This window comes from Pseudomonas sp. ML96 (genome assembly GCF_000761545.1).
GTDB lineage: Bacteria > Pseudomonadota > Gammaproteobacteria > Pseudomonadales > Pseudomonadaceae > Aquipseudomonas.
Genome location: NZ_JPMY01000039.1, coordinates 1 through 13,431 on the forward strand (window position 1 = coordinate 1; position 13,431 = coordinate 13,431).

The following is a 13,431-nucleotide window of genomic DNA, read 5'->3' on the forward strand; positions in this document are numbered from 1 at the left end:
TCCTATCCCCAAACCCCCATCCGAGAAATCGGGTGGGGGTTTGGCTTTTGCGCGTAAGAAAATCCTAAACAGGGAAGCGCCCGCAGGCGCGAGTCGATCTTCATGCGTCTACCGGCGCCATGCGCTTAGTTACTGTTCTCGGATTGCGCCCATACAAAAGCCACCTCGATAGGTGGCTTTTTGCTTTCGGAAGAAGAGAGATCAGTCGCCGCGATACTCGCAGCCACTGGTGCAGGTCTCGTGTACTCGAATGCGGGACAGTTCTGGAAGCAGCGGCTTGAGCTCCAGCCAGATCCACTTCGCCAGGTTCTCGCTAGTGGGGTTTTCCAGGCCGGGGATGTCGTTCAGATAGTTGTGGTCGAGACGCTCATAGATCGGCTTGAAGATGGCCTTGATCTCGGCGAAGTCACGAATCCAGCCGGTATGGGGATCAACCTCACCCTCGATATAGATGGCGGCACGGAAGGAATGGCCGTGCAGGCGGCCACACTTGTGGCCGGCCGGTACATGGGGAAGGAGGTGGGCGGACTCGAAGGTGAATTCTTTGAACAGTTCCAAGATAAACGCTCTGCTGAATAGGCCGCGGACGGCGTGAAGCTAGTCGCGCAGTTTACCAGCAGCGGGGCTTGGAGCGGCCGCAACAGAGGGCCGTATATGTCAGAGCGCTTGTAGCCGCTCAGCCAGACGGCCGCTATCGGCGAGCTCGAGGAATTCGTCACCGAGGCGTCTGCTTTCGGCCATGGCTTTGCGCCAATAGCGTTCGCGCCCTTCGTCGTCGCCCAGGTAGCGCTTGAAGTCACTACGGTCTGGCAGCTTGCCGTGGGGCAAGCTCGCGAGGTACTCACGCGACGGAGCAAGCAGGAGCACGTCCTGCAGGCGTGTGGCGTCGCCACGGCGCCAAGGCAGCCCTTTGTCGAACCAGCCTGGGATGACTTTGTCGGTGAAGTGCGGATAGAGCACCACATCGTCGCCCAGATAAGGCAGGTCCAGGTGATAGTCGAGCAGGCCGCCATCGCGGTAGGTGGCGGGTTCCAGGCCAGGGATTTCGCGGATCGCCTCCATCACCATGGGAATGGAGCCGGAAGCCAGCAGAGCCTGGCGCAGGTTGCTTTCGGCCAGGGTATGGAAGTCCGAAGGAAAGTCCTGCAGCGTCGCCAGTGGCGGTGTTTGCCGGTTGTCGTGCAGGATCACTCGATCAAAGTGGCGGGACAGGCGGCTGCGGCTGAGCAGGTTGTTGCCGATGACCGAAGACAGCCCCAGGCCCAACTTGCCACGATGGTCGTGTTGTAGCAGGCCATGGCTGCGCACCACCACGATATTCAGGCGATACAGCGGGTTGTTCAGGACCGCGGCGTCTTGTCCTTCCAGTAGATCGTCGAGCAGCTGTACGCAGCTGCGCGAGACCTCGGCCATGCTCACGCCCTTGGCGAAGCGCTGGCTGGTATACAGCTCGCCCAGGCGCAGAAGCCCGGCGCAGGCATCTGGCAGGCAGGCGCTAGCGAAGCGCCAGGAGCCGATCGAGGCACCAATCAGTGTGCGCTCGCGCGGGGCTCGCGGCAGCCAGTCGCCGAACAGCGCGAGGTCCAGTCCCTGAATGCCGAGCCCCTTGGGGCCGCCTGCGGCGCCAGGCAGAATGCCGACGTCGGCCGGCTGCAGGCCACGTTCACGAATGCGGGCGATGGCGCGTTTGCCGGCGCGCAGGCTAAGGGCAGGGAATTTGATGTGGATCGCGGTCATGCTCGGCTCCGTATTGCAAGCCAGCGATTATAGTGGCGTGCTCCGGCAGGCCAAGCGGCTTCAGCCGGTGAATGTCCTGTCAGTTGTGAGGCGCTGCTGGATTCAGCTTGAATTAAGTCGGCACCAGTATCTTGGGCACCGTAGACAACAGATACCCCCGAGGAGAACACCATGAACAAGCTGACCAGCCTTTTCGCCATTACTGCCCTGGCCGCCACCGCCGGTATCGCTCAAGCTCGTGACTTGGGTCCGGACGAAGCGCTGAAACTGCGCGATGCCGGTACCATCCAGAGCTTCGAGAAACTCAACGAGGCCGCGCTGGCCAAGCACCCGGGTGGCAAGATCGAAGACACCGAGCTTGAGCAAGAGCACGGTCGCTACGTCTACCAGGTCGAAGTGCGCGACGCTCAGGGCGTGCAATGGGACGTGGAGCTGGACGCCACTAACGGCCAGATCCTGCAAGAGCACCGGGATGACTGATGAAGTTCGTGTTTCGCTATAGCGGTATCCTGGCCCTGGTTCTCGCGGTGTTGGCGCTCGATGCGCAAGCCCGCGACCTGGATCAGGACGAGGTATTGCGCCTGCGCCAAGAGGGCGTGATCCGCCCGCTGGAAGAACTGATGGCACCGGCCCTGGGGCTTTACCCCGGGGCGGAGCTGTTGGAGGCGGAGCTGGAAGAAGAGGATGACGTGCTGGTCTATGAAGTGGAGCTGCTGACCGCCGATGGCACCGTGCGTGAACTTGAGCTGGATGCCCGCGACGGCCGCATCCTCAAGGACGAAGTGGAGGACTGATGCGCCTGTTGCTGGTGGAGGATCATGTGTCCCTGGCCGATGAGCTGATGGCCAGCCTGAAGGGGCAGGGCTATGCGGTGGACTGGCTCGCCGATGGCCGCGACGCCGCCTACCAGGGCGCGACCGAGCCTTACGACCTGATCATTCTCGATCTCGGCCTGCCCGGCAAACCTGGCCTGGAGGTACTGCGCGAGTGGCGGGCCGGCGGCCTGGCCACGCCTGTGCTGATCCTTACCGCCCGCGGCTCCTGGGCCGAGCGTATCGACGGCCTCAAGGCTGGCGCCGACGACTACCTGACCAAGCCTTTCCATCCTGAAGAACTGGCCCTGCGCATCCAGGCATTGCTGCGTCGTGCCCATGGCCTGGCCAATCAGCCGCAGTTGGAGGCCGCGGGCCTGCAGCTGGACGAGAGCCGCCAGTGCGTGACCCGTGATGGCGAGCAGATCGAGCTGACCTCGGCCGAATTCCGCCTGCTGCGCTACTTCATGCTGCACCCGGGGCAGATCCTGTCCAAGGGGCATCTGGCCGAGCATCTGTACGACGGCGAAAGCGAGCGTGACTCCAATGTGCTGGAGGTTCACGTGAACCGCCTGCGCGGAAAGCTCGGCCGCGAGGTCATCGAAACCCGGCGCGGGCAGGGCTATCGCTACGCCGGGGTGGGGGCTTGAGGTCGATCCAGCGCCGCCTGAGCCTCGGGCTGGCCGGTGTTCTGGTGGTCATGGGGCTGGCTCTGGCGCAGGCCAGCCTGCTGCTCTTCGATCACAGCCTGCGCCGGTATCTGCAGGAAGACCTCAAGGACGAGACGCAGACCCTGCTCGCCGCCCTGGTGCGTGGTTCGACGGGCGTGCAGTTGGATGAGCGACGCTTAGACCCGAATTTTCATCGGCCCTTTTCCGGTCACTATTTCCGTATCGACTTCTCCGATCAGACCTGGCGCTCGCGCTCGTTGTGGGATCGTGACCTGCAGGCGCCGGCTGGTGAAGGCTTGCAGGATGCGCTCGGCGATGGCCCACGAGGCCAGCTTCTGCTGGTTTACCGCGCCGACTACAAGCGTTTCGGCCAGCAATTCTCGATCAGCGTGGCGCAGGACTACACGCCTATCCTGCAGAGCTTCCGCCGTCTGCAGTGGCTGGGCCTTGGCCTGGGGGCGGCGGCGCTACTGCTGATTTTGCTGGCTCAGCGTTACACGGTGCGTTCGGCGCTGCGCCCGCTGGAGCGGGTACGCGAGCAGATCGCCCAGCTGCAGCAGGGAAGGCGTAGTGAGCTGGATGCACGGGTGCCGCAGGAGCTCGAGCCGCTGGTCAACCAGGTCAACCGCCTGCTCAGCCACACCGAAGATACCCTCAAGCGCTCCCGTAACGCCCTGGGCAACCTCGGCCATGCGCTGAAGACGCCGCTGGCGGTGCTGGTCAGCCTGAGCGAGCGCGAGGAGATGCGCAGCCAGCCGGAGCTGCAGGCCACGCTGCGTGAACAGTTGGCACAGATCCAGCAGCGTCTGGAGCGCGAGCTGGGTCGCGCCCGTCTCGCCGGCGACGTGCTACCCGGCGCGCACTTCGACTGCGCGCAGGAGCTGCCGGGGCTGCTTTCCATGCTGGAGATGATCCACAGCCATGGCCTGAAGCTGGAATGGCAGACCGAGCCGGGGCTGTGCCTGCCCTGGGATCGGGAGGACCTGCTGGAACTGCTAGGCAACTTGCTGGACAACGCCTGCAAGTGGGCCGATGCGCAAGTGCGCCTGAGTCTGGGGCGGGAGAGTGGTCGCTACTGGATCTGGGTCGACGACGATGGCCCGGGCATCGCCCAGGAGCGCCGTGAGGCGGTACTGGGGCGCGGTACTCGCCTGGATGAGCAGGTGGCGGGCCATGGCCTCGGACTCGGCATCGTGCGCGATATCGTCGAGGCCTGGGGCGGCAGCCTGAACCTGGAAGACAGCCCACTGGGTGGGCTACGGGTGGCGATCAGCCTGCCGGAACGGCCCTGATCACATGCCGTTGGTGAATGCCGGATTGCCCAGGTCGATGGCGGCGCGCACCGGTTTCAGCGCCTCGGCGTACTTGCCGAGGATGTCCAGGGCATAGTCGGCGCGGCTGCGGATGCGCAGGTCGTCCTCGCCAGCGGCCTCGCCTGGGTTCAGGACCGCCTCCACGTGGCGCACGATCAGGTGCTCCGGCAGGTAGGCGATGCGGCAGTTCTTGTAGCCTGAGGCGCGCAGCTCGCTGATCGGGTAGGCGCCGCCAATGCCCGACGACACGCCCACCAGCAGCGCCGGCTTGTGCGCCAGCTCGGCCTTGCTCGCGTAGAGGAAGAAGTTCTTCACTGCCGGGCAGGCCATGCCGTTCCACTCCGGTGCGATCACCACCAGCGCATCGGCGGCGGCCAGCTGCTGCTGGTACTCGGCCCAGGGGCCTTTGTCGTCGGCTGGCCACAGTGGCAGGGGACCTGCGCCCAGGTCGATCAGGCTGCTCTGCTCGGCGCTGGTCAGGCCCAGCTCGACCAGGCGTTGACGCAGATAACGAGCGACTTTGGCGGACTGGCTGCCGTTACGGCTGGAGCCGGCGATCAGGGCGATATTGAGCATCTTTCGGGATCTCTTGCGAATGACTGCGCGCAGGCTACCGGCCGCTCTGGCACGGGGCAAGTGGCGGGCGACAGGGATGTGGACGGATGACGCCAGCGCCCATGGCGGGCGCTGGCGTGAGGCACTCAGACGCGGAACTGGTCCATCAGCCCCTGCTGGTGGTTGGCCAGGTTGTTCAGGCTCTGGCTGACCCGCGCGGACTCATCGGCCTGGCCGGACAGGGTCTCGGTGACGTCACGGATGGTGGCGACGTTGCGGTTGACCTCTTCGGCCACCGCGCTCTGTTCCTCGGCGGCCGAGGCGATCTGCAGGTTCATGTCGTTGATCACGGTGACGGCATCGCCGATACGGCGCAGGGCGGCCACCGCCTGTTCGACCTGCTCGACGCTGCCCTGGGCCTGCTTGTGGCTGCTGTGCATGGAGCCGACCACATCGCGGGTGCCGCTCTGCAGGTTCTCGATCACCTGGCGGATTTCCTCCACCGAATCCTGGGTGCGTTTGGCCAGGTTGCGCACCTCATCGGCGACCACCGCGAAACCGCGACCGGCCTCACCGGCGCGAGCAGCCTCGATGGCGGCGTTGAGGGCGAGCAGGTTGGTCTGTTCGGCGATGGCGCGGATCACCTCCAGCACCGAGCCGATCTGGTCGCTGCTGCTGGCCAGGTTTTCCACCTCGCTCATGGCCGAGCTGAGCTCGCTGGCCAACTGCTCGATGGACAGCGTGGTGCGGTCGATCACCGCCAGACCCTCGCGGGCGGCGGAGTCCGCGCCGCGCGCTGCATCGGCGGCCTGGGCAGCGTTGTTGGCCACGTCATGAGCGGTAGCGCTCATCTCCTGGGACGCGGTGGCGACCTGGTCGATCTCGCGGAACTGCTGCTGCATGCCGGCGCTGGTCTGGGTGGCGATGGCAGAGGACTGGTCTGCGGTGCTGCGGGCGTCCTGCACCGAGCGTTTCACGTCGGCGATGATCGGCTGCAGCTTGTCGAGGAAGCGGTTGAACCAGCCGGCCAGCTCGCCCAGTTCGTCCTGCTTGGCGTACTCGAGGCGACGGGTCAGGTCGCCTTCGCCGCTGGCGATGTTCTTCAGCATGGCGGCGACGCCGAGAATCGGCTGGGTCACGCCGCGGGCAGTCAGCCACATCAGCACCACGCCGAGCAGGATGGCCGCCAGCGAAACGCCGATGGAGAACAGGGTGTCGGCGGTGCGGCGCTCATCCAGCTGCTGTTCCAGCTTGAGGGCCGGGCCGAGCAGCACCTCCTTGGGCACCTCCAGCAGCACGCCCCAGGACTTGGCCTCGGGGATCGGCAGCAGCGGCTCGAGTACTCGCAGCTTGCCCTCATTCTCGAGGAACTGCGGCGTGCCGGTGCCAAGCAGTTGGGCGATCTGGCTGCCCTGCTTGGGGAAGGCGGTGGTCAGTGGCTTGCCGAGCAGGCCGGCATCGCGGCTGTGTCCGGCCAGCAGGCCGGCGGCGCTGATGATGCTGACGCTGGCCTGACCGTCGTAAAGCTCGCTGCTGGCCTTGCTGCTGAGCTGCTGCAGGCTCTCCAGGCTGATATCGACGCCCATCACGCCGATCACCTTGCCGTTCTGTTCCAGCGGGAAGGCGATGCTGGTCATCAGCACCTGCTTGCCGTTGATATCGTCGAAGTAGGGGTCCAGTACGCAGGCTGTGCGGCTGTTGCGCGGGCAGGTGTACCAGGCGTTGTAGGGGGCGCCGCTGGGGCCGGCGGTGGTGTCGTTGAGCTGCTCCTCGTTCATCGCCTCGGCTTCCAGTTGCCCGGGTACAGCCTGGGACCAGTAGAGGGAGAAGCGGCCCTTGTCGTTGCTGCCCAGCTCGCCTTGCCCGGCGAACAGCTCGTCCTTGCCATCCAGCGCATTGGGCTCGAACACCACATAGAGGCCGAGCAGGCCGGGGCTGGCTTCCAGGGCCGAGCGCACCTGGCGAGTCATGTCTTCGCGCAGATCGAAGGCATCGAGGAAGCGTTTCTCGGCCTGATCCTTGAGGAACAGCACCTGGCGCGAGAAGCCCTTGCCGTACTGGTAGGCATCCATGAAGTAGCGCTGGATGCGGATGCCCTGCAGCTCCCCGCGCGAGGCCATGCGCGAACGCGCGGACTCTTCCAGCATGGCGGAGCTAGAGCTCCTGACCAGGGCGGCGCTGTGGCTGGATTGGTAGAGCGAGGCTCCCAGCAGCAAGGTCACGATTGCCAGGAGGCAGAGACCGGCGAGGAGGGTGATTTTCAACTGGATGGACAGGCGCGACAGCATAGAGCGGGTCCTTTGAACATTCATACGGCTGAAATCTTTATCGGTCAGCTGAGCGCAGTCTTTACTGGCAACAGGCGAAGTAGAGCCTTTTCTTGACGATGACCGGAAAGCCGCTGCGAATTATGCACGAAGTGCTCGAAATATTGAGCATCTGCCGCTTTGACAGGGCCGGGGGCATCGGGCAGAGTGCTGCGCTTTTTTGCAGGCGCCTGGCGCCGCGGGGTTTATAGATGAATGCAGTAGTTGCCGCCGTCGGCATCATGTTGGTCCTCAGCTTGTGCCGGGTGCACGTGGTGGTCGCGCTGATCGTCGGCGCGCTGGCCGGCGGGATGCTGGGGGGCTTGGGCATAGAGGGTTCGCTGGCGGCCTTCAACAAGGGCCTCGGTGCCGGGGCCACGGTGGCGCTTTCCTATGCGCTGCTGGGCGCTTTCGCCGTGGCCATTGCCAGGTCCGGACTGGCGCATGCCCTGGCTGATCGGGCGCTGGCGCTGGTCGGTCGTCAGGATGCCAGTGGCGGTGGTTCGCTGAAATGGCTGATGATCGGCCTGTTGCTGGCCGTCTCGATCTCCTCGCAGAACATCCTGCCGATCCACATCGCCTTCATTCCGCTGCTGGTCCCGCCGCTGCTGTATGTACTGACTCGCCTGCAGATCGACCGCCGGCTGATCGCCTGCGTGATCACCTTCGGCCTGATCACCCCCTACATGTTCCTGCCGGTCGGCTTCGGCAACATCTTCCTCAACGACATTCTGCTGGCCAACGTGGTCAAGGGCGGGGTCGACGTACAGGGCGTGAATGTCACCGAGGCCATGCTGATTCCTGCGTTGGGCATGGCGGCGGGCCTGCTGGTGGCGGTGTTGTTCAGCTATCGCAAACGCCGCAGCTACGATCTGGAAAAGATCGTCGACGCCGAGCAGGTGAGCATCGCCTATGACCGCAAGAGCCTGCTGGTGGCCGGCGTGGCGGTGGTGGTGGCGTTCGCTACCCAGCTGTGGCTGGACTCGATGATCATCGGCGCTCTGCTGGGCTTCGTGGTGTTCTCGGTCTCCGGGGTTGTGCGCTGGCGCGAGGCCGACGACCTGTTCACCGAGGGTATGAAGATGATGGCCATGATCGGCTTCATCATGATCGCCGCCCAGGGCTTCGCCGAAGTGATGAACGCGACCGGCCAGGTGAAGAGTCTGGTGGATGCGTCCGCCGCCTGGATCGGCAACAGCAAGGCGCTGGGTGCGCTGCTGATGCTGCTGGTCGGCCTGCTGGTGACCATGGGCATCGGCTCGTCCTTCTCCACCGTGCCGATCATCGCCGCGATCTTCGTGCCGCTGTGTCTGCAACTGGGCTTCAGCCCGCTGGCCATCGTCAGCATCATCGGCACCGCCGGAGCCCTGGGCGATGCTGGCTCGCCAGCCTCCGACTCGACGCTGGGGCCGACCGCGGGCCTGAATGTCGACGGCCAGCACAACCATATCTGGGACACCGTGGTGCCGACTTTCCTGCACTACAACCTGCCGCTGTTGGCGTTTGGCTGGGTCGCCGCAATGGTGCTGTAATCAGTGCAGGCTTCAGGCTGAAACGGGGTTGCCGATAACACGGCAACCCCGTTCTGCTTTATGCAGTTCCACAATAAGAAGGAAGGGAACATGCGCCTCACGTTGAAAACCAAAGTGCTGCTGCTCGCACTGCTGCCAGTCATCCTGTTCGCCTTGGTGCTGAGCGGCGCCGCGGCGAAGATTCTCACCGACCTGGCCGCCGACGAGGTGGCCCAGACCCGCGAGCGCCTGGTGGCGGAGAGCCGCCTGGAGCTGAAGAACTACATGCAGATCGCCTTAGGCTCGGTGCAGAGCCTGTACGACGGCGCTGCCCAGGGCGACATGAGCAGCCGCGAGCAGGCCATCGCCATCCTCGCCAAGATCAAGTACGGCAAGGACGGCTACTTCTTCGGCCACGACTCCAACGTGGTGCGCCTGTTCCGTGGCGACAGCCCGGTAGACGTGGGCAAGAGCCTCGCCGACCGCAAGGACCCCAACGGCGTCTACGTCAACCGCGAGCTGGTTCGCGTGGCCAAGGACAGCAGCAACTACGTGGAGTACAGCTCGCCGCTGCCCACCGACGAGAGCGTGTTGGTCCCCAAACTGGCCTACAGCTACTACCTGCCCAAGTGGGACATGGCGCTGGGTACGGCGGTCAACCTGGACGGCGTCGCGGCCCAGGTGGCTGAGGTCGAGGCGGCCATCGACGAGCGGGTCAACACCATCCTGACCAGCATCCTGGTGATCGCCATGGTAATGCTGCTGGTGTTCGGCATCGGCGGCCTAGCCCTGAGCAACGCCTTCCTGCGTCCGCTGCAGCAGATCCGCGAGAACCTCGATGACATCGCCGCTGGCGAGGGCGACCTGACCCGCCGCCTGCCCGTGACCAGCGGCGATGAGCTGGGCCAATTGGCCGGCTCGTTCAACCGCTTCGTCGAGAAGATTCACGGCCTGGTGCGGCAGATCGCCGAGATGACCGAGCAGCTGACCGGCCTGGTCGGCCAGGTGGCCGCTCAGGCGCAGCGCTCCGAGCAGGCCATGGAGCGCCAGCGCCACGAGACCGATCAGGTGGCCACGGCGATCAACGAGATGTCCGCCGCCGCCCACGAGGTGGCCAAGAGTGCCCAGGGCGCCGCCGAGGCGGCCCAGCAGACCGACCGCGAGGGTCAGGCCGCCAAACAGGTGGTCGACGGCAGCATCACCCGTATCCATGCTCTGGTCGGCGATATCCGCTCCAGCGGCCAGTCGCTGGATAGCCTGCAGCAGGACGTGCAGTCCATCGTCAGCGTGCTCGATGTGATCCGTTCCATCGCCGAGCAGACCAACCTACTGGCGCTCAACGCCGCCATCGAGGCCGCCCGTGCCGGCGAGGCCGGGCGTGGCTTCGCCGTGGTGGCCGACGAGGTGCGCGCCCTGGCCAGCCGCACCCAGCAGAGCACCCAGGAGATCCAGGGCATGATCGACCGCCTGCAGCAGGGTACGCAGGCTTCGGTCACCGCCATGCGCCGCTCCAGCGATGCCGGTGAAACCACCAGCGAGCAGGCCAACCAGGCCGGCGCCTCGCTGGATGCCATCGCCGGCCTGATCGGCACCATCAATGCGATGAACGCGCAGATCGCCAGCGCCGCCGAGGAGCAGACCGCGGTGGCCGAGGAGATCAACCGCAGCGTGCACCAGATCGCCGTGGCGGTGGACAGCGTGGCCGACGAGACACGCCTGGGCGCCGATACCGCGCGCAGCCTGTCGGTACTCGGCGAGCGCCTGGGCAGCCTGGTGCATCAGTTCCGCATCTGAGAGGTGTGAAGAGAAAAGGGCGCTGCGGCGCCCTTTTTCATGGGCGCAGAAATAGCCCGCACTTTGCCGGAGCGCTGGCGGACTAAGCAGGAACAGCTCTGCAAGGCGTCCGCCCATGTATTCGCCACGTGTCGAACAAAAAGCCTTCCTCGTTCTGCTGGTGGTGGTGACCCTGGTGTTCGCCGGCATCCTCCTGCCGTTCTGGGGGGCGGTGTTCTGGGCGGTGGTGCTGTCGGTGCTGTTCGCGCCGTTGCAGCGCCGCCTGGCGTTGCGCTTTGGCGGGCGCGGCAATCTCTCGGCGTTGCTCACGCTGCTGATCTGCCTGCTGGTGGCGATCCTGCCGATGATCCTCACCAGCCTGGCCCTGGTGAACGAGGGTTCGGCCATCTACCAGCGCATCGAGAAGGGCGAGCTGGACATTGGCGCCTACGTCGAGCGCTTCAAGGAGGTTTTGCCGGAGGCGGTGCAGCGCCTGCTGGAGCGCATCGGGCTGGGCGATTTCGACGCTCTGCGCGACCGCCTGGCCAAGGGCGCCATGCAGGGCAGCGAGTTCCTGGCGACCAAGGCCTTCGATATCGGCCAGAACACCTTCCAGTTCCTGGTCGGCTTCTTCGTCATGCTCTACCTGCTGTACTTCTTCCTGCGCGATGGCCCTGAGCTGGCGCGCACGGTGCGCACGGCGGTGCCGCTGGAGGAGTCGCTCAAGCGCCGCCTGCAGATCAAGGTCACCCGCGTGGTGCGTGCGACGGTCAAGGGCAACCTGGTGGTGGCCGCGGTGCAGGGCCTGCTCGGCGGGCTGATCTTCTGGATGCTGGGCATCAGCAGCCCACTGCTGTGGGGCGTGCTGATGGCGCTGCTATCGCTGCTGCCGGCGGTCGGTTGCGGGCTGGTCTGGGGGCCGGTGGCGCTGTACATGCTGGCCCAGGGGGAGGTGCTCAAGGGCAGCGTGCTGGTAGCCTTCGGCGTACTGGTGATCGGCCTAGTGGACAATATTCTGCGCCCGATCCTGGTCGGCAAAGACACGCGCATGCCGGACTACCTGGTGCTGATTTCCACCCTTGGCGGCCTGACTCTGTTCGGCCTCAATGGCTTCGTCATCGGCCCGCTGATCGCGGCGTTGTTCATTGCGAGCTGGGACCTGTACCGCAGCGGCCGGCAGCGGGTGCGCCTGCCGTAAAGGATCACCGGTTGGCGGCTGGAACAGGCAAAAAAAAACCCAGCCTTGGCCGGGTTTTTTCTGCGCACTTGCGGCTTAGTGGGCGACTGCCACCAGGCCAGCATGCTGCACCAGTTCCAGCAGCGGCTGCGGGTAGACGCCGAGGAAGAAGGCGAGCAGGGCGACCAGTACCAGCATGATGCCGCCGGCACGTTGGCCCCAGTTGAACGGCGCGTCGTGGCGCTTGAGGTTCGGCTCCTGCAGGAACAGGGTGACCATCACGCGCAGGTAGTAGAACACGCCGATGGCGCTACCCAGGACCAGGGCGCCCAGCAGCAGCCATTGCTGCGACTCGACGCCGGCGGCGACCACGTAGAACTTGCCGATGAAGCCGGCGGTCAGCGGGATGCCGGCCAGCGACAGCATCATCACGGTCAGTACGGCGGTCAGGTACGGACGGCGCCAGAACAGGCCGCGGTACTCGTACAGGGCGTCGGCGTCGCGGCCGCTGTACGGCGTGGACATCAGGGTGATCACGCCGAACGCGCCCAGGCTGGTCAGCACGTAGGTAGCCAGGTACACGCCGATGGCTTCCACGGCCAGGCCCTTGCTGGCGATCAGGGCGATCAGCAGGTAGCCGAAGTGGGCGATCGACGAGTAGCCGAGCAGGCGCTTGAGGTTGTTCTGCAGCAGGGCCAGCAGGTTACCGAACAGGATCGAGGCGATGGCCAGCACGGTCAGCAGATCGTTCAGCCAGCCGCCAGTGGTTACCGGCGAGATCTGGTACAGGCGCAGCAGCACGGCGAACACGGCGACCTTGCTGGCGGTGGCCAGGAAGGCGGCGACCGGTGCCGGGGCGCCCTCGTAGACGTCCGGGGTCCACAGGTGGAAGGGGACCAGCGATAGCTTGAAGGCCAGGCCGATCAGCATCATGCCGAAGCCGACCTGGGCGATCAGGCTCGGCAGGCCGTCGGCGGCCAGCTTGGCGCCGATGCCGGCGAAGCTCAGGCTGCCGGATTCGGCGTAGAGCAGGGCCATGCCGAACAGCAGGAAGGCCGAACCGGCGGCAGACAGCACCATGTACTTGATGCCGGCTTCCAGCGAACGCTTGTTGAAGAAGGCGTAGGCGATCATGCCGTAGGTCGGTACCGACAGCAGTTCCAGTCCGATGAACAGGCCGGCCAGATGCTGCGCGCTGACCAGCACCAGGCCGCCAGCGGCGGACAGCAGAATCAGCAGGTACAGCTCTTCACGGTTGCCCGGATAGCCCTGCTTGCCCGATTCGCCGCCCAGGTAGGCGTGGACCAGGGTGGTGCAGGCCAGCGTCGCGGCTAGGACCAGCGCCATGTAGTAGCAGGCGAACTTGTCGATCAGCAGCAGCGGGGTGACCTGGATCGGCGTCACGCCCACGGCCGGGATCACCGACAGCAGGGCCAGGTTGAGGCCCAGCACCGAGAGGATGAAGGCCATGGCATGGTTGCGCTTCCAGGCGATGGCCAGCATCACCACGACAATGGTGGTGCAGGTGACCAGCAGCGGCAGCAGCGCGATGAAGTGTTGAGTCGTCAGTTCCATA

The 13,431-nt window shown here is 65.2% G+C and carries 11 protein-coding genes and 3 pseudogenes; 8 read left to right on the forward strand and 6 right to left on the reverse strand.

What is annotated here, in order from left to right; all coding sequences use genetic code 11:
- Positions 1 to 201 precede the first annotated feature (201 nt).
- Positions 202 to 558, reverse strand: a complete 357-nt coding sequence (gene queD, locus IP89_RS18965; protein WP_081963315.1) for a 6-carboxytetrahydropterin synthase QueD — start codon at positions 556 to 558, stop codon at positions 202 to 204.
- A gap of 99 nt (positions 559 to 657) precedes the next feature.
- Positions 658 to 1,737 (reverse strand): patatin-like phospholipase family protein, encoded by a 1,080-nt coding sequence (locus IP89_RS18970; protein ID WP_043311264.1) that lies wholly within the window; start codon positions 1,735 to 1,737, stop codon positions 658 to 660.
- 171 nt (positions 1,738 to 1,908) lie between these two features.
- On the opposite strand from IP89_RS18970, the gene IP89_RS18975 reads away from it, so the two are divergent.
- Genes IP89_RS18975 through IP89_RS18990 form a run of 4 tightly spaced genes read left to right on the forward strand, consistent with a single transcriptional unit; the run spans position 1,909 to position 4,512 of the window.
- Positions 1,909 to 2,217 carry a PepSY domain-containing protein gene (locus IP89_RS18975; protein ID WP_043311266.1) on the forward strand — a complete coding sequence of 103 codons (309 nt, stop codon included), beginning with the start codon at positions 1,909 to 1,911 and terminating at the stop codon, positions 2,215 to 2,217.
- A complete protein-coding gene (locus IP89_RS18980; RefSeq protein ID WP_043311268.1) occupies positions 2,217 to 2,531 on the forward strand; it encodes a PepSY domain-containing protein in 315 nt (104 codons plus the stop codon). Before IP89_RS18975 ends, IP89_RS18980 begins: the two co-directional genes overlap by 1 nt.
- Entirely contained in the window at positions 2,531 to 3,199 is a 669-nt protein-coding gene (locus IP89_RS18985; RefSeq protein WP_043311270.1) for a response regulator transcription factor, read from the forward strand. The genes IP89_RS18980 and IP89_RS18985 overlap by 1 nt, the downstream gene beginning before the upstream one ends.
- Positions 3,196 to 4,512: a sensor histidine kinase gene (locus IP89_RS18990; protein WP_043311271.1), complete on the forward strand. Its 1,317-nt coding sequence runs from the start codon at positions 3,196 to 3,198 to the stop codon at positions 4,510 to 4,512. The genes IP89_RS18985 and IP89_RS18990 overlap by 4 nt, the downstream gene beginning before the upstream one ends.
- Here the strand turns inward: IP89_RS18990 and IP89_RS18995 are convergent, their stop codons facing one another.
- The 3 genes and pseudogenes from IP89_RS18995 to IP89_RS23985 all read right to left on the reverse strand — a co-directional run.
- A complete protein-coding gene (locus tag IP89_RS18995) occupies positions 4,513 to 5,109 on the reverse strand; it encodes an NADPH-dependent FMN reductase (protein WP_043311273.1) in 597 nt (198 codons plus the stop codon).
- A gap of 125 nt (positions 5,110 to 5,234) precedes the next feature.
- Positions 5,235 to 5,990 (reverse strand): methyl-accepting chemotaxis protein, encoded by a 756-nt coding sequence (locus IP89_RS23980; RefSeq protein ID WP_371261966.1) that lies wholly within the window; start codon positions 5,988 to 5,990, stop codon positions 5,235 to 5,237.
- A 102-nt stretch (positions 5,991 to 6,092) separates the two neighbouring features.
- Positions 6,093 to 7,400 (reverse strand): annotated as a pseudogene (locus tag IP89_RS23985) (HAMP domain-containing protein); the annotation flags it as partial.
- Positions 7,401 to 7,606: 206 nt separating this feature from the next.
- On the opposite strand from IP89_RS23985, the gene IP89_RS19005 reads away from it, so the two are divergent.
- From IP89_RS19005 to IP89_RS19015, 4 genes and pseudogenes are all read left to right on the forward strand, one after another.
- Positions 7,607 to 8,926, forward strand: coding sequence for a Na+/H+ antiporter family protein (locus tag IP89_RS19005; protein ID WP_043311276.1), 1,320 nt, complete (start codon positions 7,607 to 7,609; stop codon positions 8,924 to 8,926).
- A 90-nt stretch (positions 8,927 to 9,016) separates the two neighbouring features.
- Positions 9,017 to 9,793: pseudogene (locus IP89_RS23990) on the forward strand (cache domain-containing protein); the annotation flags it as partial.
- A gap of 411 nt (positions 9,794 to 10,204) precedes the next feature.
- Positions 10,205 to 10,699, forward strand: a pseudogene (locus tag IP89_RS23995) (methyl-accepting chemotaxis protein); the annotation flags it as partial.
- Between the two features lie 115 nt (positions 10,700 to 10,814).
- Entirely contained in the window at positions 10,815 to 11,876 is a 1,062-nt protein-coding gene (locus tag IP89_RS19015) for an AI-2E family transporter (RefSeq protein ID WP_043311279.1), read from the forward strand.
- Positions 11,877 to 11,951: 75 nt separating this feature from the next.
- Here IP89_RS19015 and nuoN read toward each other — a convergent pair whose 3' ends face one another.
- A complete protein-coding gene (gene nuoN / locus IP89_RS19020) occupies positions 11,952 to 13,430 on the reverse strand; it encodes an NADH-quinone oxidoreductase subunit NuoN (RefSeq protein WP_043311281.1) in 1,479 nt (492 codons plus the stop codon).
- Between the last annotated feature and the right edge of the window lies 1 nt (position 13,431).